Raw genomic sequence first — 22193 nt, forward strand, 5'->3', positions numbered from 1 at the left:
GACCGGCGCGGGGCCGGCGGCGATCCCCCGCGCCGGGCCGGGTCCGGTCCCGTCAGGGAACCGGGGGTTTGGGCGCGACCGCGACGACCCGGCGGAACACCGCCTTCTCCGGCCTCCTGGCCGTCAGCGCCAGGGAGACGAAGTCGTCCTTGACGTCGGGCTCGGCGCCGTCGGCCCGGCCGATCCAGACCAGACCGGCGTAGTGCCCCATGGCGTGGCCACTGGCCTCGGTGTGCCCGCCCGCGGGGAAGGCCGCCGTACCGGAGTCCAGCGCCAGCGCCCAGCCTCCCCGGTGCATGGTGGTCAGGGCGGTCACGAGCGCGTCCGCGGAGGCCGTGTCGCGCAGGTTGAACAGGGTGTACTGGGCGACGTAGCGGCCGTCGGCGCTGGTGTAGAGCCCGCGCAGGGCCTGCGTGCACCCGGCCTGGGTGAGCCGGTCGGCCAGGGCCGGGCCCCACACCGCCGCCGCGCAGCCGGAGTCCAGCTTGCTCCCGGCCAGCTTCAGCGTGATCCGCCCCTCCTTCAGGGTCTTCTCCGCGAAGACGTCCTTGAGGGCCAGCGGTTCGGGATCGGCCGTGCGCTGCGCGATCGGCGCGAACACCTTCGAGGAGACCCAGCCCTTGTAGGCGCCGGGCCGGGGCTGCGTGCCGGCCGCCGAGGTCTCGGCCCGCTCGGGCACGGAGCCGCCGCCGAGCCCGGAGACGACGAGCATGAACACGGTCAAGGCGGCCACCGCGGCGATCACGGAGCCGCCCGCCACGACCAGCTTCTGCTGGCCCCGGGTCAGGCCGCGCTCCTCCAGCCAGGGAATGCTCCACTCCTCCGCCCGGGCGGAGCCGCGGCGCTTCGGGGGCTTGGGGGGCTTCGGGGACCTGGCGGGTCTGGCGGGCGAACGGCGCTCCCGCGACCTACCCGCGGCGGGCCGTTCCCGGGGCCCGTCCTCTGGCGCGGCCCGCCTGCGGGACCCTCCGGAGGAGGAGCCGGGCTGCTGCTCCGGCCACCCGCCCGGGGCCGGCTGCTGCTCCGGCCACCCGCCGGAGGCGGGACCGGTCCGCTCCTGCCACCCCCCGGGGGCCGGCTGCTGCTCCGGCCGGCCCGGGGCCGGCGCCCGGCCTTCCTGGGGGCCGGTGGGGACGGGACGCTCGGGCGACCTGGCCGGTGGCCGGCGGCGCCTGCGGGCGGGGGTGGCGGTCACAGTCCGGTCCCTCCCAGGAGGTTTCCGAGAGCGAAGGTCAGGGCCGCGGCGACCGCGCCCACGACGAGCTGGCGCAGCCCGCTGTACCACCAGTTGCGCGCGGTGACCCGGGAGACCAGCGCGCCGGCGCCGAACAGGGCCAGGCACGCGACGACCGCCGAGGCCGCCAGGCTGGTGACCCCCAGCAGGTACGGCAGGAGCGGCAGGAACGCGCCCGCGGCGAAGGACAGGAACGAGGAGACCGCCGCGGTCTTCGGCGAGGGCAGGTCGCCGGGGGTGACGCCGAGTTCGGCCCGGGAGTGCACCTCCAGCGCCTTCCCCGGGTTGCGGGAGATCTGGCGGGCGACCTCCGCTGCCAGCGCGGGCTCGACGCCCTGCGCCACGTACAGCTGCGCGAGCTCCTCCTGCTCCGACTCCGGATTGCGCTGGAGCTCGCGCCGCTCGACGTCGATCTCGGCGAGGGCGAGCTCCCGCTGGCTGGCCACCGAGACGTACTCGCCTCCGGCCATGGAGAAGGCGCCCGCCGCCAGCCCGGCCACTCCGGCCAGCGCGATCACCCGGGTGTCGTCGCTGCCTCCGGCGACGCCCGCGATCAGGGCGAAGTTCGAGACGAGCCCGTCCATCGCGCCGAACACCGAGGGGCGCAGCCATCCGCCGCTGACGTCACGGTGCTCGTGATGGATCTCGGCGCGCCCCCCCGAGCCGCCGTCGCTCACGACTTCCCTTTCTCCCCTTCGGGGAGGGCGCTCACCCTCTCCTGGGACGCGCCGTCCCCGTCCGCCGCGGTGTCCTGCTCGGGGTCGTCGGCCTGGTCGGCCCGGTGCGCGGGATCGGCGGCCTCGGCGGGCTCCGCACCGTCGGCCGCGCCCTCCCCGGTCGTGCTCTCCTCGGATGCGGCCGTCGCGCCGGACGGCTCCCCGTCCGCCTCCGCGGTCTCCGCTCCGGCGGGCGCGGAGTCCCCGCTGCCGGGGTCGGCCTGGTCGGCCCGGTGCGCGGGGTCCGCAGCGTCCTCCGCGGCTCCGGGCTCGGTCCCCTCCCCGGTGGCTGCGGTGGCTGCGGCGACCTTGCCGCCCTCGGAGCCGCTCGCAGGGTCGCCCTCGGAGTCGCTTTCCGCGTCGCCGTCGGGGTCGTCCCCGGACACGGCTCCCACCGACTCCTCGCCGGTCTTGCCGCGGGCCCACCAGAAGTAGGCCAGCGCCCCGAGCAGCAGGATGATCGAGGTCCACTGGTTGAGCCGCAGGCCGAGGATGTGGTGGGCGGTGTCGATGCGCAGGCCCTCGATCCAGAACCGGCCGACGGTGTAGCCCGCGACGTAGAGCGCGAACACGCGGCCGTGGCGCAGCGCGAACTTCCGGCCCGCCCAGATCAGCACGAACGCCAGGGCCAGGTCCCAGATCGACTCGTACAGGAACGTGGGGTGGTAGGTGTCCTCGCCCGGGATCGTGCCGGGCTTGTCCGGGTCGATCTCCAGGCCCCAGGGCAGGTCGGTCGGACTGCCGAACAGCTCCTGGTTGAAGTAGTTGCCCCAGCGGCCGATGGCCTGGGCCACCGCGACGCCGGGGGCGACGGTGTCGGCCACCGCGGACAGGGAGATCCCCCGGCTCCGGCAGCCGAACCACACGCCCAGGGCGCCGAGCGCGATGGCCCCCCAGATGCCCAGCCCGCCCTGCCAGATGAACAGCGCCTCGATCGGTTCGTTGGGCGCGTCCTCGGCGAAGTAGAGCTGCCAGTCGGTGAGGACGTGGTACAGGCGTCCGCCGACCAGGCCGAACGGCACGGCCCAGACGGCGAGGTCCACGATGGTGCCCGGGGCGCCGCCCCGGGCGCGCCAGCGGCGTTCGCCGATGACGACGGCGGCGATGACGCCGAGCACGATGCAGAGGGCGTAGGCCCGGATGGGGACCACGCCGATGTACCAGACCCCTTGGGACGGGCTGGGAATCGAGGCGAGGGGCATGTCAGGTGACGTTACCGTGTCCGGCGCTACTTCGCGGCATCAAGGATCGCCTGGCGGAGCTCCGCCGGCGTGAAGGCCACGTTGTTGTCGACCTCGACGCCGTCGATCTTCACGGTCGGGGTGCCCTGGATCTTGGCGGCCTCCAGCGTCTTGTCGCTCGCGGCGAGGTGGGCGGCGGCGTGCTGCTGGTTCCGCACGCAGGCGGCGAAGCCCGCGTCGGTGACCCCGGCGTCCTCGCCCCAGGCGACCAGGTCGTCGAGCGCGAAGCCCTCGGCGGTCTCCGGCGGCTGCTCCTCGAACAGCCTGTCGTGGTAGGCCATCCACGCCGGCCCGGCCGGAACGCACCGGGCCGCGGCCGCCCCCCGGACGGAGTTGCCGCGCGTGATGCCCTTGTTCATCTCCTCGGGGAAGATCGTGACGGTGTGGAAGACCACCTTGGCCTTGCCCTCCGCCGCCAGGTTCTTCAGCGTGGCGGCGCTGGTCTCCTCCAGCGCCTTGCACGCCGGGCACTGGAAGTCCTCGTAGACGTCCACCACCGGCTTCTCCACGCCGGGCCTGGCCATCACGACCGTGCCGTCCGCGGCCCGGGTGATGGGCGCGAGCGCCGCGGTGGTCTCCTCGGGCTTGCTGCTCTGCGCGGCGAACCACCAGCCCGCGCCGATGGCGGCGACCGCGACGACCGCGACGGCCGTCATGGTCGCCAGGCGCTTGGTGCGCTCCTTCTTGCGTTCCGCCTCGCGCTGCGCCTTGATCCGGTCCCGGGCCGACTGGTCCCTCGCGGCCTTGCCCATCAGTGGTCCTTTCCTTCCCGGGGCTCCTCGTCGTCGCCCTCGAGGTCGTCGTTGTATTCGTCGGGCTCCCGGCCCGGGGTCAGCCCGAGGGCCGAGTCGAGCGCGAACCGTCCCGGCGGGAACCAGGCGACGATCACGCCGAGCGCGAAGAGGCCGAAGTCCCGCAGGATGTCGATGAGGTAGCTGGGCTCCTCTCCCGCCGCGAGCTGGCCGCCGCCGCCGAAGCAGCCGCAGTCGATCCGCAGGCCGCGCGCCCAGACGGAGGCGATGCCGACGACGAACGCCAGCATGAGCAGTGCGGAGACGACACCTGCGACCCGGGTGAGCAGCCCGACGACCAGCAGCACCCCGATGACGATCTCCAGGATGGGCAGGCCGTACCCGACCGCCGTGGCGAGCGAGTCGGGGAGCAACTGGTACGCCTTGACCGCCTCGACCGACAGGACGGGGGTGCCGATCTTCCCGCCGCCGGCGATGATCAGCACGGCCGCCAGGACCAGCCGCGAAACGGTCGTCACCCAGGGTAGCGCCGAACGCAGCCTCGAAGGCTCAGGCTTGTCAGAAGTCACGACGGTAATCGTCTCCTATTCCGCACCCCGGGCGTGGTGATTGTCCGTGGATGGGCACAACAGCTGAGGGAAACCCCATCACGGGCCGGATAAGTGCCTGATAAGTCAGCCCGCGGAGGCGGGCCCGCGGAACTGCTGGGCCCGGAACCCGCTCGGCGGCAGGCCGACCCGGCGGGTGAACACGCGGGTGAAGTACGCCGGGTCGTCGTAGCCGACCCGGCGGGCGATGGAGGCCACCGGCAGGTCGGCGGTGGCCAGTAGTTCCTTGGCCCGGTTCAGCCGGGCCGTCAGCAGGTAGTCCTTGGGCGTGCATCCGGCCAGCCGCCGCACGACCCGGCGCAGGTCTGTGACCGGCATGTCCAGCCGGCGGGCGTGCTCGGCGACCGAGACGGGCAGGCAGGCGTCGCGTGCCAGGCGCTCCAGGACGGGCTCTCCGTGCCGGTCCTCTCCCGCGCGGGCCCGCCGCAGGGCGACCAGCACCTCGTGCACCATCGCGGAGGTCTCCACCTCGAGATAGGGGCTGCCCCGGCGGCAGGCCCCGACGATCCGCGCGATGGCGTGGCGGGCGGCCTCGGCGTCGCCCAGCGGGACGACCGGCTCGCCGGGGTCGATGAACCCGAGGTCAGTGTAGGCCGCCACGGCCGGTCCGGTGAAGTCGACGAACCATTCCGTCCAGCCCGGGTCGTGCGGGGCGTAGTGGTGCGGGACTCCGGGGAAGAGCCAGAGCACCGCCGGGGTCCGTACCTCGGCGCGCGGGCCGCCCGCGTGGGAGAACCAGCCGGAGCCCTCGGTGACGAGCACCGCCACGTGGTTGTCCAGGACGCGCGGGCCGACGGTGGGCAGGCGGCCGTACTGGGTGCCGACGCCGAGGCAGACCAGGCCGAGCCTGCGGTGGGCGGGACCGGGCGGCAGGTAGTGCCACCACTGCCGCGGCCCCGGTGCCGGCCTCACCGTCATCGGCACCCGCCCCTCAAATCCAACAACCGCCCGACGTTTGTCCATGGCCGCGCCCCGGCTCGGTGGGCAGGCTGGGCGGCTATGACCTGGGAAATCGTAACCGAAGCACGATACGGACGACATTTCGCGATCGACGGGGAGAGCTTCCGGCTGGACGGGGCGGAGTTCCGCGTGCTGTCGGGGGCACTGCACTACTTCCGGGTCCGTCCCGAGCAGTGGGCGCACCGGCTGCGGACGCTGCGCGCGATGGGCCTGAACACGGTGGAGACCTACGTCCCGTGGAACCTGCACGAGCCGCGCCCGGGTGAGATGCGCCGCCTGGAGGAGCTGGACGCCTTCCTCGCCGAGGCCGCCCGGGCGGACCTGCTGGCGATCGTCCGGCCGGGGCCGTACATCTGCGCCGGGTGGGACAACGGCGGTTTGCCGTCCTGGCTGACCGGAGCGCTGGGCCGCCGGGTGCGCACCCGCGCCCCGGGGTATCTGGCCCGCGTGGACCGGTTCTTCGACGCGCTGATCCCTCTCGTCGCCCGGCACCAGGTGACCCGCGGCGGCAACGTGATCATGGTGCAGGTGGAGAACGAGTGCGGTTCCTACGGCAGCGACCGGGTCTACTTGCGGCACCTGGCCGACGGGCTGGTCGCGCGGGGGGTGGAGGTGCCGCTGTTCACCTCCGGCGGCCCGGAGGACCACATGCTCACCGGCGGTTCGATCCCGGGGGTGCTCGCCACGGTGAAGTTCGGTTCCGATCCCGAGGAGGCGTTCGCGGTCCTGCGCCGCCACCGTCCGGGCGAGCCCCTGCTCTGCATGGAGTTCTGGAACGGCTGGTTCGACCGCTGGGGGCGCGGACACGTCACCCGGGACCCCGTGGACGCGGCGGTCAGCGAGAGCCCGACCAGCGCGGCGGCCGCGCCCGTCTTCGTCAGCTTTCCCATCGTCGTTTCCCTCTCGGTCACGCGGGCTCCGGCTGGCGTTCGATGCCGGTAACCCTGTCGCGATCGCGCGGAGGGGACCATGGACAAACAATCGCGGACTCTTGCACTTATGTGCGTGGGAAAGCCGGGATCCGAACAGAAACGAAAAGTGCGGCCGTCTTGTCGGACGGCCGCACTCCAGACGAAACCCGTGGCGGGTCAGGCGCGGACACCCGCCGCCAGCTCGGCGCCCAGCTCGCGCACGGCCGCCAGGCCGGCGGCCTCGTCGGGGGCGTCGAGGATGCGGCGGATGAACGCCGAGCCCACGATGACGCCGTCGGCGTAGCCGGCCACCTCGGCGGCCTGCCTGCCGTTGCCGACGCCCAGGCCCACGCAGACCGGCAGGCCGGTGTGGGGACGGGTCCGCTCCACCAGGCCCTGCGCGGCCGCGCCGACCGACTCGCGGGCGCCGGTGACGCCCATCAGCGAGGCCGCGTAGACGAACCCGGTGCAGCAGTCGGCGACGGCCTTGATGCGCTCCTCGGTGGAGCTGGGGGCGACCAGGAAGACCGTGTCGATCCCGGCGTCGGCGCTGGCCTGCCGCCAGAGACCGGACTCCTCCGGGGTCAGGTCCGGGGTGATGGTGCCCACGCCGCCCGCGTCGGCCAGGTCACGGGCGAACCGCTCGGCCCCGTAGCGGTCGATCGGGTTCCAGTAGGTCATGACCAGGGTGGCGGCGCCGGTCTTGGCCACGCCCTCGACCGTGCGCAGCACGTCGGCGATGCGGGTGCCGTTGGTCAGGGCCCGGTGCACGGCGTCCTGGATCGTCGGCCCGTCCATGAGCGGGTCGGAGTACGGCAAGCCGATCTCGATCACGTCGCAGCCCGCCTCGACCATGGCGGTGGCGGCCGCGATCGCGCCGTCCTTGGTGGGGAATCCGGCGGGCAGGTAGCCGACGAGGGCGGCGCGATCGTCCGCCTTCGCCTTGGCGAACACCGTCTGGAGAGTCGTCATTGTGTGTTCCGTTGCGGTTCGGGGCCTTCTCGATCCCCTCCGGAGCGGGACCGGAGGGGAAGCACGCCGGCTGTCAGAGGTTGAAGTATTTCATCGCGGTGCCCATGTCCTTGTCACCGCGCCCCGAGAGGTTGACCAGGATGGTCGCCTCGGAGCCCAGCTCGCGGCCGAGCTTGAGGGCGCCGGCGAGCGCGTGCGAGGACTCGATCGCCGGGATGATGCCCTCGGTCCGGGCCAGCAGGGCGAAGGCCTCCATCGCCTCGGCGTCGGTGATGCCGTGGTAGGTGGCCCGGCCGCTGTCCTTCAGCCAGGCGTGCTCGGGGCCGACGCCGGGGTAGTCGAGGCCCGCCGAGATCGAGTGGGACTCGATCGTCTGCCCCTCCTCGTCCTGCAGGACGTAGGTGCGCGAACCGTGCAGCACGCCGACCGAGCCGGCCGTGAGGGTGAGCGCGTGCTCACCCGTCTCCAGGCCCCGGCCGCCGGCCTCGTAGCCGTGCAGCGCGACGTTCTGGTCGCCGATGAACGCGTGGAAGATGCCGATCGCGTTCGAGCCGCCGCCGACGGCCGCGCAGACGGCGTCGGGCAGGGCGCCGGTCAGCTCCAGCATCTGGCGGCGGGCCTCGACACCGATGATCCGGGCGAAGTCGCGGACGATCTCGGGGAACGGGTGCGGGCCCGCGATCGTGCCGAACAGGTAGTGGGTGCTGTCGACGTTGGTGACCCAGTCGCGGAAGGCCTCGTTGATGGCGTCCTTGAGGGTCTTGCTGCCGTTGTGGACCGGGACGACGGTCGCGCCGAGCAGCTTCATCCGGGCGACGTTCAGCGCCTGGCGCTCGCAGTCGACGGCGCCCATGTAGATGACGCACTCCAGGCCCATCAGCGCGGCGGCGGTGGCGGTGGCCACGCCGTGCTGGCCGGCGCCGGTCTCGGCGATCACGCGGCTCTTGCCCAGGCGCTTGGTGAGCAGGGCCTGGCCGAGCACATTGTTGATCTTGTGGGCGCCGGTGTGGGTCAGGTCCTCGCGCTTGAGGATGATCCGGGCGCCGCCGGCCTGCTCGGCGAAGCGCGGGACCTCGGTGAGCGTGGTCGGCCGGCCGGCGTAGGTGCGCAGCAGGTGGTCGAACTCGCGCAGGAACGCGACGTCGTTCCTGGCCCGTTCGTACTCGGCCGCGACCTGGTCCAGCGCCGGGATGAGGGCCTCGGGCACATAGCGCCCGCCGAAGATCCCGAATTTTCCGTGCACGTCCGGGTCGTCGCCGTGCACGCCGTTTCCGGCGAGGTCCGCGGCGGTGAGGAGGGTTCCCTCTGTCGCAGTCATGTGTCTCACTGTCCCTCGGGTCGGGATGCGGGGTGGGCTCCGGCGGTCACCAGGTCCACCACGGCGGCGCGCGGGTCCCTGCCGGTGACCAGGCTCTCGCCGACCAGGACGGCGTCGGCGCCGGCCCTGGCGTAGGCGAGCAGGTCGTGGGGGCCGCGCACGCCCGACTCGGCGATCTTGATGATGCCCTCGGGGATCTTCGGGGCCAGCGCGGCGAACACCTCGCGGTCCACCTCGAGGGTCTTGAGGTTCCGCGCGTTGATACCGATGATCTTGGCTCCGGCGTCGAGCGCCCGGTCGAGCTCCTCGGCGGTGTGCACCTCCACCAGCGGGGCCAGCCCGATCGACTCGGCCCGCTCGATGAGCGAGACCAGCGCGTTCTGGTCCAGCGCGGCCACGATCAGCAGCGCCAGGTCGGCGCCGTAGGCGCGGGCCTCCCAGAGCTGGTAGGAGGTGACGATGAAGTCCTTGCGCAGCACCGGGATGTCGACCACGGTGCGCACCGCCGCCAGGTCGTCGAGGCTGCCGCCGAAGCGGCGCTGCTCGGTCAGCACGCTGATGACGTGCGCGCCGCCGGCCTCGTAGTCGGCGGCCAGGGCCGCCGGGTCGGCGATCGCGGCCAGCGCCCCCTTCGACGGGCTGGAGCGCTTCACCTCGGCGATGACCGCCACCTGGTCGCCGCCCAGCGCCTTGTAGGCGTCGCGGGGCGCGGGCGCGCGCTCGGCGCGCTCCTTCAGCTCGGCCAGCGAGACGGTCCGCTCCCGGTCCGCCAGATCGGCGCGGACCCCTTCGATGATGTCGTCCAGAACGCTCATTTGCCCCCCTCGCGAAGCTCGTCGATCAAGTTCGCGGACACCGCCGTGTCCGCGGTCCGCTCGCTCCGCTCGCCCACGAGTAGGTCCCTCCCGATCGATTGCCCTTGTCCCGCCGATGCTATCGGCCTGGCCGAGGTCAATCGGCCACGGGGTGAGCCGGGCGGCGGTCACGGCGCCAGGAACTCCCCGTGGGGCAGGTTCCGCGCCACCCAGAAAACGACCGTCAGCGCGAGCAGCGCCCATCCGTGCGCCGGCCGTACGGCCCCCGCCGGGACCGGCTCCCCCCGCCAGGACCGCAGCGCCCAGCGCCCCCACAGGACGGCCAGGAGCGGGACGGCCGCGACGACGAGCGGGTTCAGCCCCAGCGCCGTGACCGGGTCGCCGTGCGCGAGCGCGTGCACGGCCCGCAGACCTCCGCAGCCGGGGCAGTACAGCCCGGTCAGCACCAGGAACGGGCAGGACGGATAGTGACCGGGCTCGTTCGGGTCCACCGCGCCCACGAAGGCCACCGCGGCCCCCGCCGCCACCGCCGCGCCGAGCGGCACCGGCACGCTCCGCCACCGGGGACGCCCCGTCGGGGTCTTCCCCGTCATCGCCGGCCCGCCCGGGCCCGCCCGCCGCGACGGCCTGTCATCCGGCCACGATACCCGGCCGCTCCCGGCCGTGAGGGAGGTCCGCCCGTCAGTACTCGACACCGTAGCTGGCGGCGACCCCCAGCCCCCACCAGCCGAGCATCAGGGCGAAGACGAGCAGGAGCACGTAGCCGAGGATGCCGATGTAGGACAGGATCAGTCCGGCGATGCCCAGGCCGCGGCCCTCCTCGCCCGTCCGCTTGATCTGGTTCAGCGAGATGTGCCCGAGCACGATGCCCACGACCGAGGCGAGCCCGCAGGTGAAGAGCCCGACGATGCCCATGATCAGCGCGGCGATGGCCATCCCGTTGTTGCCGGCGGGCTGCTTGGGGCCGTAGCCGTAGGGGTCGTAGCCGCCCCCGGGAGGACCGTAACCGCCGGGAGGACCGTAACCGCCACCCGGAGGCGGCCCATACCCACCCGACTGATTGCCATAACTCATGATGAATCCCCTTTTATCCGCGTTATGGGCGGAAGCTTAGCGACAACACATCTCCGCTGAAGATCCTCGACCGCGCTGCGGGCGAATTGCGGCTCCTCCCTGTCGGTGAACGATTCGCAGAAGCGTCTCACGTCCTGCACCAGGATGGACTGCCGCCGGAACTCACCGCATGATTCGGGTGATCGGGCGGCGGAGTCTCCGAGGCGGGGACGCCCTCCGGAAATCCCAATGATCATAAAACGGCCGCGGCGGGCGGATCACCGATATGCCGTTCCCTCCTGGAACGACCGCGCCGTCCCCGGACGGCTCCCGTACGGCGGGCGCACGCGGACGGCGCTAACCCCGCCGGCCCCCGTCCGGATCGGCAGCGGGGTCGGCAGCGGGGTCGGCAGTGGGGTCGGCGCCGCGGTCGAGCGCGTCCCACAGCGCCCGGTCGGTCACCGGTCCCGCGGCGGGCCCGGCCGCCGTACCGGGCCCCGCCTCCCGGCGGTCGTACCGGGCGGACATGCCCGGCCACCGGCCGCCCCGCAGCACGGCGGCGGCTCCCGCGGCCAGCAGGACCAGCCCGCCCGCGGCGGCGGCCGCCGGCCAGCCCCAGCGGACCTCGGCCGAGAACAGGCCGACGCCCGTCGGGCCGGTCAGCTTCTCGACGCCGGCCCTGGCCAGGGCCGCCTGACCGGTGCCGGCCCAGACTCCGGCGGCCACGCCCGCCCCGCACAGCGCGATCACCGCGCCGACGGCCCGGCGCGGCCACCCGCGTGTGGCGAGCACCGCGACCACCGCCGCGAGGGCGGCCAGCGCCACCGGGCCCAGGAAGGGCGCCAGCTCGGCGCCCGCCAGCGGGACCGGCTCGGCGCCGCCCCCCGCCGGGTCGCCTCCGGTGTCGAGCACGGCCCAGTCGCGCCCGGCGGCCAGGAGCACCAGCCCGGCGCCCGCCGCGCACGCGGGCACCCAGGCCCACAGCTCCCGCCGGGCGTTCACGCCGGGGCCACCGCGAGCTCGTCGGCGTCGAAGCAGGTCCGGTCGCCGGTGTGGCAGGCCGCGCCGACCTGGTCCACCTTGAGCAGGATCGTGTCGCCGTCGCAGTCGAGGGCCGCCGACCTGACGTGCTGGACGTGGCCGGAGGTGTCGCCCTTCACCCAGTAGGAGCCCCGGCTGCGCGACCAGTAGGTGGCCCGGCCGGTGGTGAGCGTGCGGTGCAGGGCCTCGTCGTCCATCCAGGCGAGCATCAGCACCTCGCCGGTGTCGTACTGCTGGACGACGGCGGGCACCAGCCCGTCGGCGGTGCGCTTCAGTCGGGCCGCGATCGCGGGGTCAAGGGGCATGCGGCAATTGTGCCGCAACCAGGGCCAGGGGCAGGTCCCGGCACGGGTGGGCGGCCGTCGCCGGGGCTCCCCGGAAGACCGATCCGGCCAGGTGCCTGGCCGTGGTGGAGGCCACCACCCGGCCCTGCCGGTTGACCAGGAACGCCGGGCCCGGCACCCGGCGCAGCACCGGCAGCACGGCGACCTCGAAGCGGCGCACGAACACGTCGGCCGCGGCGACCCCCAGGAACTCCCCGTCCCTGCGCACCGGCACCGAGAAGGTCAGCGAGTACTCGTCGGTGCACAGGAAGTCCACGTACGGCCCGGCGAGCGTGTGCTCCTCGCCCGAGCGCGGCCCGGAGAACCAGTCCCAGTGCGAGTAGTCGTAGAAGGCGCTGCTGGCCGGGTCCATGTCCCTGACCAGGCGCACGGGATCGCCCGAGGGACCCTCCTGCCACCATTCGAGGTACCAGGGGGCGTCGGCGAGCAGGCCGGGCGCGGCGATGAAGCCGATCCCGGAGACCAGGCCCCCGAGGCGGGGCAGGAGCAGCGGGCGCAGCCCGGCCAGGTCGCCGCTGACCGGTGCCGGGCCCACGGTCGCGAGCACGGCGCCGCGCACCTGGTGGAGCGCGCCGAAGACGCCCTCCGCGATCTCCCCGACCGCGGCGGCCGCCCCGGCCGCCGTACCGCTCACCGCGCCGCCCGCGGCGCCCGCGGCGCCGCTCCCGCTCGCCGCGCCGGGTGCCGGCAGCGTCCGGAACTCACCCACGTCGATCCACCACCCTAGGCACGCTGACGCTCACGGCTCCCGCAGCCGCAGCTCGATGAGGTGCTCCACCGCGTCGAGGACGTGCCGCTCCGCCAGGTCCCTGGCACGGTCTCCGTCGCCCCGGTGGATGGCCTCGGCGATCGCGCGGTGCTGAGCCGACGGACCATGTTCCCCCGTGTGGGCGAGCCAGAGCAACGGTCCGATGTCGGCCTGTAACCGGATCTCCTCCTGAGTGAGTCGCGCCGACTGGGAGACGGCCGCCACCTCGATGTGGAAACGCCCGTGCAGCCGGCGCAGGTGCGCCTCGTCCCGGGCGGCGGCCATCTCCTCCAGGGTGCGCCGGAGCGGGGCGACGTCCTCGGGGAGCGCCCGCTGGGCGGCCAGCCGGGCCGCGGCCCCGGCGATGGCCGCGTAGTGGTCGCCCAGGTCTCGCAGTTCCTCCGCGGTGAGCCCGCGCAACCGGTCGACCAGGCCGGGGGCCTCGGCCGGAACCCGGACGAAGCTGCCGCCGCCGCGCCCGCGCCGGGTCTCGACCATGCCCTGCTGCCGCAGGGCCATCAGGGCCTCCCGGAGCGTGACCGTGGAGACGCCGAGCTGGGCGGCGAGCTCGGCCTCGCTCGGCAGCTGCTCGCCGTCGGCCAGCAGGCCCAGGACGATCGCGTCGGTGAGCCGGCGGACCACCGCGTCCACCCGCGCGGTGCTGTCCACCGGCGCGAAGGCGGCCAGCCTGGCCCCTCCGGAGATGTCCGTCACGACCGCGCGCCCCCTTCCCCCGCCACCCCGCCCGGCGGCGCGTCCCGCGCCCCGCCGGGCCTCCGCCCCGTCCTCGGCTCGCCCACCCGCGAACACCTCATTCCTCGCCGTCCGCCCCAGTGATACCGGATCGGCTCTTGCAGTTAAACATTTAAACTCATATGTTTCCGTTCATGTCAGACCCAGCGGTGAGGCTGTGCGGCCTCCGCAAGAGCTTCGGCGGCGTCCACGCGGTCACCGGCGTCGACCTCGACATCGCCGACGGCGAGTTCTTCGCCATGCTCGGCCCCTCGGGCTCGGGCAAGACGACCGTGCTGCGGATGATCGCCGGCTTCGAGGCCCCCACCTCCGGCACGGTCGAGCTCGGCGGCGCCGACGTCACCCGGCTCGCCCCCTTCGAGCGCGACGTCAACACCGTCTTCCAGGACTACGCGCTGTTCCCGCACATGGACGTGCTCGGCAACGTCGAGTACGGCCTGCGCGTCAAGCGGGTCCCCCGGGCCGAGCGGCGCGGGCGCGCCCTGGCGGCGCTGGCCTCGGTCCGGCTGGAGGGCTACGAGCGGCGCAGGCCCGGGCAGCTCTCCGGCGGCCAGCGCCAGCGGGTCGCCCTGGCCCGCGCCCTGGTCAACCGCCCCCGCGTGCTGCTGCTGGACGAGCCGCTGGGCGCGCTCGACCTCAAGCTCCGCGAGGAGATGCAGGTGGAGCTCAAGTCGATCCAGCGCGAGGTCGGCATCACCTTCCTGTTCGTCACCCACGACCAGGAGGAGGCCCTCACCATGAGCGACCGGGTCGCGGTCTTCAACGAGGGCCGGATCGAGCAGGTCGGCACCCCCGCCGAGGTCTACGAGCGGCCCGCGACCGCCTTCGTCGCCTCCTTCGTCGGCACCTCCAACCTCATCTCCGGAGAGGCGGCGCAGGCCGTGCTCGGCAAGGAGGGCACCTTCAGCGTGCGGCCGGAGAAACTGCGCGTGGCCGCGCTCGGCGACCCGGTGGACGGCGCCGAGCACAGCGCGACCGGGACCGTCAGCGAGGTCGTCTACGCCGGGCCCGCCACCCGGTTCGTGGTCGAGCTCGACGCGGGCGGCCGGCTCATCGCGCTCCAGCAGAACCTGCAGGTCTCGTCCATGGACGTGACGGGCCTGCGCGGCACCAGGGTCCGGCTCGTCTGGCAGCGCCGGCACGAGTTCGCGATCGTCCCGTAAGAAAGGTCGTCAGCAATGCGATCCACCCCCCGCCTCCCCCTGTCCGCGGCCGCGCTCTGCGCGCTCGCCCTCGCCGCGGCCGCCTGCGGCTCCGGCTCCGAACCCGCCGGTACGGCCGCCGCCCCCGGCCGGAGCGGCTTCACCCCGCCCAAGATCGAGGCGCTGAAGTCCCTCGGCGCGAGCGAGGGCCAGGTCAACCTGGTCCACTGGGCCGGCTACGCCGAGGACGGCTCCAACGACCCCAAGGTGGACTGGGTCACCCCGTTCGAGCAGGCCACCGGCTGCCAGGTCAACTCCAAGACCGCCGGGACCTCCGACGAGATGGTGAACCTGATGAAGACCGGCGAGTACGACGCGGTCTCCGCCTCCGGCGACGCCTCGCTCCGGCTGATCGCCGGCGGCGACGTCGCGCCGGTCAACACCGCGCTGATCCCCAACTACGCCGACGTCTTCGCGGGCCTGAAGGACAAGCCGTGGAACTCGGTCGACGGAGTCTCCTACGGCGTGCCGCACGGCCGCGGCGCCAACCTCCTGATGTGGCGCACCGACGCCGTCAAGCCCGCGCCCGACTCCTGGAGCGTGGTCTTCGACCCGGCCTCGCCGTACAAGGGGAAGATCACCGCCTACGACTCCCCCATCTACATCGCCGACGCCGCGGTGTACCTGATGGCCACCAAGCCCGACCTGGGCATCAAGAACCCGTACGCGCTGGACGACAGGCAGTTCCAGGCGGCCGTCGACCTGCTCAAGCAGCAGCGGCAGCTCGTCGGCGAGTACTGGTCGGACTACACCAAGGAGGTCCAGGCCTTCAAGAGCGGCGACTCCGTGGCCGGCACCACCTGGCAGGTCATCGCCAACGTCGCCAAGGCCGACGGCGCGCCGGTCGAGGTGACGCTGCCCAAGGAGGGCTCGACCGGCTGGTCGGACACCTGGATGGTCGCGGCGAAGGCCGAGAACCCGAACTGCGCCTACAAGTGGCTCGACTGGATCATCTCGCCGAAGGCCAACGCGCAGGTCGCCGAGTACTTCGGCGAGGCGCCGTCGAACTCCGGGTCCTGCGAGCTGACCGCCGACCCGAAGCACTGCGAGACCTTCCACGCCACCGACGAGGACTACTTCTCGAAGGTCTGGTACTGGACCACCCCGATCGCCCAGTGCCTGGACGGCCGGACCGACGTGACGTGCAAGGACTACGCGGAGTGGACCCGCGCCTGGACCGAGATCAAGGGCTGAACGACGAGGATGACCCGCGCACTCCGGCGGCGCCTGGCCGCCTTCCTGCACCGGCACGCCGGAGTACGGCTCTCGCTGCTGCTGTCGGCCCCGATGCTCTGGCTCGGCGTGGCCTACCTCGGCGCGCTGGCCGCCCTGTTCCTGTCGGCGCTGTGGAGCACCGACACCTTCACGGGCGACCTGGTCAAGGAGGTGACCTGGGCCAACTTCCAGGAGCTGCTCACCGCCGAGGTGTACCGGACGATCACGCTGCGCTCGGTGGGCGTGGCAGCGGCGGTGACCCTCATCGACCTGGTGATCGCCTTCCCCATGGCGTTCGCGATGGCCAAGCTGGCCTCGCCGCGCGCCCAGCGCTGGCTGGTCATCGCGGTGCTGACCCCGCTGTGGGCCTCCTACCTGGTCAAGGCGTACGCCTGGCGGGTCCTGCTCTCCTCCGACGGCGTACTCGGCTGGGGGTACGGCCTGACCGCCACGGTCATCACCCTGTCCTACCTGTGGCTGCCGTACATGATCCTGCCGATCTACGCGGGCCTGGAGCGGCTGCCGAACTCGCTGCTGGAGGCGGCCGGGGACCTGGGCGCGCGCGGGTGGCGGACGTTCCGCACGGTGGTGTGGCCGCTGGCGTTCCCCGCGGTGATCGCCGGATCGATCTTCACGTTCTCGCTCTCGCTCGGCGACTACATCACCGTGAAGATCGTCGGCGGCAGGTCCCAGCTCATCGGGAACGTGGTCTACGACAACATCGGCGCGGCCGGCAACCTCCCGTTCGCCGCCGCGGTCGCCACCGTCCCCGTGGTGATCATGCTGGTCTACCTCGCCGCGGTCCGCCGCACCGGAGCCCTGGAGAACCTGTGAACCTCTCTCGTACGGCCCGCGCGACGCTCTGGGCCGCGCTGGCCGGCGGCCTGGCCGTGATCTACGTGCCGCTCCTGGTCGTGCTGCTCAACTCCTTCAACGCCGACCGCACCTTCGGCTGGCCGCCGACCGGGTTCACGCTGCGCTGGTGGGCGGCGGCGTGGAACTCCACCGGCGTGCGCGACGCGCTGTGGACCTCGGTCCAGGCGGGGCTGGGCGCGACCGCGATCGCGCTGGTGCTCGGCACCATGGTGGCCTTCGCCGTCCAGCGGTACTCCTTCTTCGGCAGGGACGCGGTCTCACTGCTGATCATCCTGCCGATCGCGCTGCCCGGCATCGTCACCGGCATCGCGCTGAACAACGCCTTCCGCACGGTGCTGGAGCCGTTCGGCGTGGGGCTGGGCATGTTCACGGTCGTCGTCGGGCACGCCACCTTCTGCGTGGTGACCGTCTACAACAACGTGCTGGCGCGCCTGCGCCGGCTGGGCGCCTCGGTGGAGGAGGCCTCGGCCGACCTGGGCGCCGACGCCTTCACCACCTTCCGGCTGGTCACCTTCCCGATGATGCGCTCGGCGCTGCTCGCGGGCGGCCTGCTGGCCTTCGCGCTCTCCTTCGACGAGATCATCGTGACCACGTTCACCGCGGGCGCCGGGGTCAAGACCCTGCCCCTGTGGATCTTCGAGAACCTGTTCCGCCCCAACCAGGCCCCGGTCGTCAACGTGGTCGCCGCCGCGCTGATCGTCCTGTCGGTCGTCCCGATCTACCTCGCCCAGCGCCTGTCCGGCGGCGGGGCGTCCGCCCGCTGACGGACCGCTAGCGGGTCCGGTCCTCGTCGAGGACGTCGGCCGCCTGGACGACGATCTCCGGATCGGGGCGGCCGACGATGTCGTGGTCCTTGTCGTCGTACTCGAACATGTCGAGGACGTGGCGCATGGCCTCGACCCTGGCCCGCTTCTTGTCGTTGCTCTTGATCACCGTCCACGGCGCCTCCGCGGTGTCGGTGTGCAGGAACATGTCCTCCTTGGCGCGAGTGTAGTCGTCCCACTTGTCCAGCGACTCCAGATCCATCGGGGAGAGCTTCCACTGCCGGACCGGGTCGACCTGGCGGATGACGAAGCGGGTGCGCTGCTCCCGGCGCGAGACGGAGAACCAGAACTTCACCAGGTGGATCCCGTCGCGCACCAGCATGCGCTCCAGCTCCGGGGCCTGCTTCATGAACTCCAGGTACTCCTCCTCCGTGGCGAAGCCCATCACCCGCTCCACCCCGGCGCGGTTGTACCAGGAGCGGTCGAAGAAGACCATCTCCCCGGCCGCGGGCAGGTGCAGGATGTAGCGCTGGAAGTACCACTGGGTGCTCTCGCGCTCGCTGGGCTTCTCCAGGGCGACCACGCGGGCCCCGCGCGGGTTGAGGTGCTCCATGAACCGCTTGATCGTGCCGCCCTTGCCGGCCGCGTCCCGCCCCTCGAACAGGACCACCAGCCGCCCGCCGGTGTCCTTGATCCAGTACTGGAGTTTGAGCAGCTCGATCTGGAGCAGCCGCTTGACCTTGTCGTACTCGTCTCGGGACATGCGCTCGGCGTAGGGGTACTGCTCCCGCCAGGTGTCCACGGGGGTGCCGTCCAGCCAGCACAGGACCGGGTCGTCGTCCCCGTCGTCGTCGTCGACCAGGAACTTCTTCAGGTCGTCCATCAGGTCGCTCTCGGCCATGGCCGAGGCCACTCCGGGCGGCAGCAGGTTCGCGTCCATACCCGGCTTCTGCCACCGCCGCGGGTGCCCTAACCCGCCCGTCCCGCTCAGGAGTGCGCGGCGGCCACCCAGGAGGCGTGCAGGTCGGCGTAGACGCCGGGCTCGGCCACCAGCTCGGCGTGCGGGCCGCGCTGGACGATCCTGCCGTGCTCGAAGACGAACACCTCGTCGGCGGCCTCGGCGGTGGACAGGCGGTGCGCGATGGAGACGGCGGTACGGCCCCGCGTGACGCCCTCCAGGGCGCGCGCCAGCCGTACCTCGGTGGCCGGGTCCACGGCGGAGGTGGCCTCGTCCAGCAGGAGCAGGTCCGGGTCGGCCAGGTAGGCGCGGGCCAGCGCGACGAGCTGGCGCTCGCCCGCCGAGAGCGACTCGCCGCGCTGGCCGACCGGGGTGTCCAGGCCCGCGGGCAGGCCATCCACCCAGTCGGCCAGGCCCAGCTCGGTCATGGCCAGCGCGATCTCCGCGTCGGTCGCCTCCGGGCGTCCGAACCGGACGTTCTCCGCCAGCGTGCCGTCGAACAGGAAGCCGTCCTGCGGCACCATGACGATCCGCTCGCGCAGCGAGGAGAACCGGACCTCGCGCAGGTCCTCGCCGTCCACCGTGACCCGCCCGGAGACGGGGTCCATCAGCCGGGTGAGCAGCTTGGCGAAGGTCGTCTTGCCCGAGCCGGTCTCCCCCACCACCGCGATCCGCGAGCGCGGCGGGATGTCCACCGAGACCTCGCGCAGCACCGGCGGGCCGCCGGGGTAGGCGAAGCCGACGTCCTCGAAGGAGACCGAGATGGGGCCGCGCGGCAGCTCGACGCCCTCGGAGCCGGGGTCGGCGACGTCGGGCGGGGTGTCGAGCACGCCGAGGACGCGCCGCCAGCCGGCGATCGCGTTCTGCGCCTCGTTGAGCACCTCGGTGGCGATCTGCATCGGGGAGACGAACAACGTGATCAGGAACAGGAACAGGATCAGCTCGCCCTTGGTGATGCCGCCGCCCACGCCGAGCCGGACGCCGACCAGCACCACGGCGGCCAGGGCGATCGCGGCGATGATCTCGGTCAGCGGGAAGACGGTGGCGACGATCCGCTGGGTGCGGGCCTGGGCGGCCTTGTTGGCGTCGATCGCGGTGTCGAGCCGCTCGGCCGTGCGGGCCTCGGAGCCGTAGGCCCGGATCACCGCCGCGCCGACGACCGACTCGCTGACCGCGGCGAGCATGTCGCCGGTGCGCTCGCGGACCCGGGTGTAGGCGGCCGAGAGCCAGCGCTGGAAGCGCGGCATCGCGACCATGAGCGGCAGGAAGCAGGCCCAGATCAGCAGGGCGAGCTGCCAGGAGTAGACGAACATCACCAGGCTGGCGACCAGGAGCTGGCCCACCGCCACGATGATCATCAGCCCGCCCCACTGCATGAACGCGCTGATCTGGTCGACGTCGCCGGTGACCCGGGAGACCAGGGCGCCGCGCCGCTCGGAGTTCTGGGTGAGCACCGACAGGTCGTGCACGTGCCGGAAGCCGCGCACCCGGAGCGTGGCCAGCGAGGCCTCGGTCGCCCTGTAGAGGCGGACGTTCATCAGGTAGCCGCAGAGCGCGGTGATCACCACCGCCGCCGCGCACAGCGCGACGGTGGTCCGGATGAACGGCACGTCGGGCACCGCGCCCTTGAGCCCCCCGTCGACGGTCTGCTGAACGGCGATGGGGACGACCACCTTGCCGAGCGTGGCGAGCACGGCCAGGGTGAGCGTCCCGGCCAGCCCCTTGCGGAACTCCGGCGTGAGGGACAGGCCGTGCCGTACGGTGGCCAGCGCCGAGCGCTCGACCCCCTGAAGCGAACTCACTCGTGCTCCCCCGCCCTCGTCCTGCGGCTGCTTCGCGTCCTCACGCGTTGATCTCCTCGTCCGATTCGAGCGCCTCGCGCTCGGCCTCTTCACGTTCGTAGGCGGTCACCAGGTTGCGGTAGCCCTCGCAGCGCTCCAGCAGCTCGTCGTGGGTCCCCCGGTCGGCGACCCGGCCGTGCTCCAGGTAGACGATCTGGTCGGCCAGGGCGATGGTGGCCATCCGGTAGGCGACGACCACCACGGTGGCGGCCGCCGAGGTCGCGGCCGCGTCCCGCAGGCCGTACAGGATCTTGGCCTCGACCTGGGGGTCCACGCTGGAGGTGGCGTCGTCCAGGACGAGCAGCCGGGGCCGGCGGGCCAGCGCGCGGGCCAGCGCCAGGCGCTGGCGCTGGCCGCCGGACAGGGTGGTCCCGCGCTCGCCGACCCTGGTGTCCAGGCCGGAGGGGAGCGCGCTGACGAAGCCGTCGGCCTGGGCCAGCCGGAGCGCCGCCCAGACGTCGGCGTCGGAGATCGGCAGGCCGAGGGTGACGTTGCCGCGCACCGTGTCGTCGAACAGGAACGTCTGCTGGGGCACGAGCGCCACCGCGTCGCTGATCCCGCCGCGCGCGACCTCGCGCAGGTCCGTCCCGTCGACGAGCACGGCTCCCGCCGCCGGGTCGACCAGGCGGACGAAGGTCTGGGCGAGCGTGGACTTGCCGGAACCGGTGGGACCGACCAGCGCGACGGTGCGGCCGGGCTCGGCCTCGAGATCCACCCCGTGCAGGACCTTGAAGTCGCCGTAGGCGTAGTCCAGGGCGCGGACCTCCAGGCGGGCCGGGCCGCCGGAGGGCAGCGCGGCGGCGCCGTACTCCATGGAGCCGGTGGCGTCGAGCACGGCCTGCACGCGCTCGTAGCCGACGACGGCGCGGGGCAGCTCGGCCAGGACCCAGCCGAGGGCGCGGATCGGGAAGGCGAGCAGGGTGAACAGGTAGGCGACCTGGACCAGTACGCCGGGGGTGATCGCGCCGCTCTCCAGCCGGGCCGCGCCGACCAGCAGGACGGCGAGCACGCCGAGCGTGGGCAGGGCCTCCAGCAGCGGGTCGAACAGGCCGCGGACGCGGCCCACCTCGACGTTGGCGTCCCGCAGTTCCTCGGCCCTGGCCCGGAACCTGGCGGTCTCGGTGTCCTCGCGGCCCAGGGTCTTGACGACCAGGGCCCCGTCGAAGCTCTCGTGCGCGATCTCGCTGACCTCGGCGCGGAGCTGCTGGGCGCGGGTCGCCAGGGGGCTGAGCCTGCGCTGGTAGACCAGGTTGAGCAGGGCGATGGCGGGGAAGATCAGGAAGCCGACGAGGGCGAGCACGGGGTCGGTGACCAGCATCGCGACCGCCGCGGTGACCAGCATGACGATCACGCCGACGGCCATCGGGAGCGGGGCCAGCGGGGCCCAGGCGGCCTCGGCGTCGGCGCTGGCGTTGGAGAGCAGCTGGCCGGTGGGGTGCCGGTGGTGCCAGGCCAGCGGGAGTCTCAGGTACTGCCGGGTGACGTCCCGGCGGGAGCGGGCCTGCATCCGGTACTGCATGACCCCGGCGAAGTAGCGCCGTCCGGCGACGCCCAGCGCCTTGAGCAGCGCGGTGCCGAGGATGAGGGCCGCGCCCAGGGTCACCGCGCCGGCGGCGGCCTCCCCCCGGTCGAACGCGGGCAGCACGACGTTCTCGGTGGCCCAGCCCAGCGCCCAGGCGGACGCCACCGTCATCACGCCGTACAGGGCGCTGGAGAGCACCGCGGCGGAGAAGACCGCCTTCTCGGCCCGGATGGCCACCCCGAGTACGCGGAGTCCCTGGCGCATGACGGCGGACGTCACCTTGCTCGTCACTCGGGAGGTGTCCTTTCTGAGGGGGTACGGCGGGATGCTGCGGGGAGACTGCAGAGAT

General features: G+C 73.0%; 23 protein-coding genes. 5 read left to right on the forward strand and 18 right to left on the reverse strand.

Translation table 11 applies throughout. From position 1 onward, the window contains the following. Positions 1–52 precede the first annotated feature (52 nt). The 6 genes from FHS22_RS19955 to FHS22_RS19980 all read right to left on the reverse strand — a co-directional run bounded on the left by FHS22_RS19955 (position 53) and on the right by FHS22_RS19980 (position 5469). Positions 53–1195: a hypothetical protein gene (locus FHS22_RS19955; protein ID WP_184943729.1), complete on the reverse strand. Its 1143-nt coding sequence runs from the start codon at positions 1193–1195 to the stop codon at positions 53–55. Next, the gene (locus FHS22_RS19960; protein ID WP_184943730.1) at positions 1192–1911 is read right to left on the reverse strand and encodes a VIT1/CCC1 transporter family protein; all 720 of its coding nucleotides are present in this window, start codon (positions 1909–1911) and stop codon (positions 1192–1194) included. The genes FHS22_RS19955 and FHS22_RS19960 overlap by 4 nt, the downstream gene beginning before the upstream one ends. Further along, positions 1908–3152 carry a prolipoprotein diacylglyceryl transferase gene (gene lgt / locus FHS22_RS19965; protein WP_184943731.1) on the reverse strand — a complete coding sequence of 415 codons (1245 nt, stop codon included), beginning with the start codon at positions 3150–3152 and terminating at the stop codon, positions 1908–1910. The genes FHS22_RS19960 and lgt overlap by 4 nt, the downstream gene beginning before the upstream one ends. A gap of 26 nt (positions 3153–3178) precedes the next feature. Next, entirely contained in the window at positions 3179–3943 is a 765-nt protein-coding gene (locus FHS22_RS19970; protein ID WP_184943732.1) for a DsbA family protein, read from the reverse strand. Next, the gene (locus FHS22_RS19975) at positions 3943–4461 is read right to left on the reverse strand and encodes a MauE/DoxX family redox-associated membrane protein (protein WP_184943733.1); all 519 of its coding nucleotides are present in this window, start codon (positions 4459–4461) and stop codon (positions 3943–3945) included. The genes FHS22_RS19970 and FHS22_RS19975 overlap by 1 nt, the downstream gene beginning before the upstream one ends. A 156-nt stretch (positions 4462–4617) precedes the next feature. Continuing rightward, positions 4618–5469: a helix-turn-helix domain-containing protein gene (locus tag FHS22_RS19980; RefSeq protein WP_184943734.1), complete on the reverse strand. Its 852-nt coding sequence runs from the start codon at positions 5467–5469 to the stop codon at positions 4618–4620. 81 nt (positions 5470–5550) lie between these two features. Here FHS22_RS19980 and FHS22_RS19985 point away from each other — a divergent pair, with 81 nt between their 5' ends. Beyond that, positions 5551–6453 (forward strand): beta-galactosidase, encoded by a 903-nt coding sequence (locus FHS22_RS19985; RefSeq protein ID WP_184943735.1) that lies wholly within the window; start codon positions 5551–5553, stop codon positions 6451–6453. Between the two features lie 146 nt (positions 6454–6599). Here the strand turns inward: FHS22_RS19985 and trpA are convergent, their stop codons facing one another. The 9 genes from trpA to FHS22_RS20030 all read right to left on the reverse strand — a co-directional run bounded on the left by trpA (position 6600) and on the right by FHS22_RS20030 (position 13427). Beyond that, positions 6600–7394, reverse strand: a complete 795-nt coding sequence (gene trpA, locus FHS22_RS19990) for a tryptophan synthase subunit alpha (protein WP_184943736.1) — start codon at positions 7392–7394, stop codon at positions 6600–6602. A gap of 73 nt (positions 7395–7467) precedes the next feature. Beyond that, positions 7468–8712: a tryptophan synthase subunit beta gene (gene trpB, locus FHS22_RS19995; RefSeq protein WP_184943737.1), complete on the reverse strand. Its 1245-nt coding sequence runs from the start codon at positions 8710–8712 to the stop codon at positions 7468–7470. A 5-nt stretch (positions 8713–8717) separates the two neighbouring features. After that, positions 8718–9527 carry an indole-3-glycerol phosphate synthase TrpC gene (trpC, locus tag FHS22_RS20000; protein WP_184943738.1) on the reverse strand — a complete coding sequence of 270 codons (810 nt, stop codon included), beginning with the start codon at positions 9525–9527 and terminating at the stop codon, positions 8718–8720. Between the two features lie 167 nt (positions 9528–9694). Further along, a complete protein-coding gene (locus FHS22_RS20005) occupies positions 9695–10078 on the reverse strand; it encodes a DUF2752 domain-containing protein (protein WP_338047842.1) in 384 nt (127 codons plus the stop codon). Positions 10079–10208: 130 nt separating this feature from the next. Beyond that, positions 10209–10601: a DUF4190 domain-containing protein gene (locus tag FHS22_RS20010; protein WP_184943740.1), complete on the reverse strand. Its 393-nt coding sequence runs from the start codon at positions 10599–10601 to the stop codon at positions 10209–10211. Between the two features lie 336 nt (positions 10602–10937). Further along, positions 10938–11582, reverse strand: coding sequence for a TIGR02234 family membrane protein (locus FHS22_RS20015; RefSeq protein WP_184943741.1), 645 nt, complete (start codon positions 11580–11582; stop codon positions 10938–10940). Further along, positions 11579–11926, reverse strand: coding sequence for a phosphoribosyl-AMP cyclohydrolase (gene hisI / locus FHS22_RS20020; protein ID WP_184943742.1), 348 nt, complete (start codon positions 11924–11926; stop codon positions 11579–11581). Before hisI ends, FHS22_RS20015 begins: the two co-directional genes overlap by 4 nt. Next, positions 11916–12674 carry a cache domain-containing protein gene (locus FHS22_RS20025; RefSeq protein WP_184943744.1) on the reverse strand — a complete coding sequence of 253 codons (759 nt, stop codon included), beginning with the start codon at positions 12672–12674 and terminating at the stop codon, positions 11916–11918. Before FHS22_RS20025 ends, hisI begins: the two co-directional genes overlap by 11 nt. A gap of 30 nt (positions 12675–12704) precedes the next feature. After that, a complete protein-coding gene (locus FHS22_RS20030) occupies positions 12705–13427 on the reverse strand; it encodes a GntR family transcriptional regulator (RefSeq protein ID WP_184943745.1) in 723 nt (240 codons plus the stop codon). A 173-nt stretch (positions 13428–13600) separates the two neighbouring features. Between FHS22_RS20030 and FHS22_RS20035 the strand changes: the two genes are divergently transcribed. Genes FHS22_RS20035 through FHS22_RS20050 form a run of 4 tightly spaced genes read left to right on the forward strand, consistent with a single transcriptional unit; the run spans position 13601 to position 17523 of the window. Then, positions 13601–14629 (forward strand): ABC transporter ATP-binding protein, encoded by a 1029-nt coding sequence (locus FHS22_RS20035; protein WP_184943747.1) that lies wholly within the window; start codon positions 13601–13603, stop codon positions 14627–14629. Positions 14630–14644: 15 nt separating this feature from the next. Next, on the forward strand, positions 14645–15862 hold the full coding sequence (locus tag FHS22_RS20040) for an ABC transporter substrate-binding protein (protein ID WP_184943748.1): 1218 nt from the start codon (positions 14645–14647) through the stop codon (positions 15860–15862). Between the two features lie 9 nt (positions 15863–15871). Beyond that, positions 15872–16717 carry an ABC transporter permease gene (locus FHS22_RS20045; protein ID WP_184943750.1) on the forward strand — a complete coding sequence of 282 codons (846 nt, stop codon included), beginning with the start codon at positions 15872–15874 and terminating at the stop codon, positions 16715–16717. Then, positions 16714–17523, forward strand: coding sequence for an ABC transporter permease (locus FHS22_RS20050; protein ID WP_184943752.1), 810 nt, complete (start codon positions 16714–16716; stop codon positions 17521–17523). The genes FHS22_RS20045 and FHS22_RS20050 overlap by 4 nt, the downstream gene beginning before the upstream one ends. 7 nt (positions 17524–17530) lie before the next feature. On the opposite strand, the gene ppk2 is transcribed toward FHS22_RS20050, so the two are convergent. The 3 genes from ppk2 to FHS22_RS20065 are packed head-to-tail and all read right to left on the reverse strand — an operon-like array spanning position 17531 to position 22135. Beyond that, complete coding sequence (ppk2, locus tag FHS22_RS20055) at positions 17531–18463, reverse strand: polyphosphate kinase 2 (RefSeq protein ID WP_184943753.1); 933 nt, start codon at positions 18461–18463, stop codon at positions 17531–17533. 47 nt (positions 18464–18510) lie between these two features. Then, positions 18511–20283, reverse strand: a complete 1773-nt coding sequence (locus FHS22_RS20060) for an ABC transporter ATP-binding protein (protein ID WP_184943754.1) — start codon at positions 20281–20283, stop codon at positions 18511–18513. Between the two features lie 40 nt (positions 20284–20323). Then, positions 20324–22135, reverse strand: coding sequence for an ABC transporter ATP-binding protein (locus FHS22_RS20065; RefSeq protein ID WP_377296664.1), 1812 nt, complete (start codon positions 22133–22135; stop codon positions 20324–20326). Positions 22136–22193 lie beyond the last annotated feature (58 nt).

Origin of the sequence: Thiemannella venezuelensis (assembly GCF_014203605.1) — a bacterium.
GTDB classification, from domain to species: Bacteria; Actinomycetota; Actinomycetes; order Streptosporangiales; family Streptosporangiaceae; genus Planomonospora_A; species Planomonospora_A venezuelensis.

Bases quoted from the DNA above. Each gene is read 5' to 3' on its own strand.
- FHS22_RS20040 (WP_184943748.1), top strand. From the start codon at position 14,645: ATGCGATCCACCCCCCGCCTCCCCCTGTCCGCGGCCGCGCTCTGCGCG.
- ppk2 (WP_184943753.1), bottom strand. From the start codon at position 18,463: ATGGACGCGAACCTGCTGCCGCCCGGAGTGGCCTCGGCCATGGCCGAG.
- FHS22_RS20010 (WP_184943740.1), bottom strand. From the start codon at position 10,601: ATGAGTTATGGCAATCAGTCGGGTGGGTATGGGCCGCCTCCGGGTGGC.
- FHS22_RS19970 (WP_184943732.1), bottom strand. From the start codon at position 3,943: ATGGGCAAGGCCGCGAGGGACCAGTCGGCCCGGGACCGGATCAAGGCG.
- lgt (WP_184943731.1), bottom strand. From the start codon at position 3,152: ATGCCCCTCGCCTCGATTCCCAGCCCGTCCCAAGGGGTCTGGTACATC.
- trpC (WP_184943738.1), bottom strand. From the start codon at position 9,527: ATGAGCGTTCTGGACGACATCATCGAAGGGGTCCGCGCCGATCTGGCG.
- FHS22_RS20035 (WP_184943747.1), top strand. From the start codon at position 13,601: ATGTCAGACCCAGCGGTGAGGCTGTGCGGCCTCCGCAAGAGCTTCGGC.
- FHS22_RS19985 (WP_184943735.1), top strand. From the start codon at position 5,551: ATGACCTGGGAAATCGTAACCGAAGCACGATACGGACGACATTTCGCG.
- hisI (WP_184943742.1), bottom strand. From the start codon at position 11,926: ATGCCCCTTGACCCCGCGATCGCGGCCCGACTGAAGCGCACCGCCGAC.
- FHS22_RS20045 (WP_184943750.1), top strand. From the start codon at position 15,872: ATGACCCGCGCACTCCGGCGGCGCCTGGCCGCCTTCCTGCACCGGCAC.
- trpB (WP_184943737.1), bottom strand. From the start codon at position 8,712: ATGACTGCGACAGAGGGAACCCTCCTCACCGCCGCGGACCTCGCCGGA.
- FHS22_RS19980 (WP_184943734.1), bottom strand. From the start codon at position 5,469: ATGACGGTGAGGCCGGCACCGGGGCCGCGGCAGTGGTGGCACTACCTG.
- trpA (WP_184943736.1), bottom strand. From the start codon at position 7,394: ATGACGACTCTCCAGACGGTGTTCGCCAAGGCGAAGGCGGACGATCGC.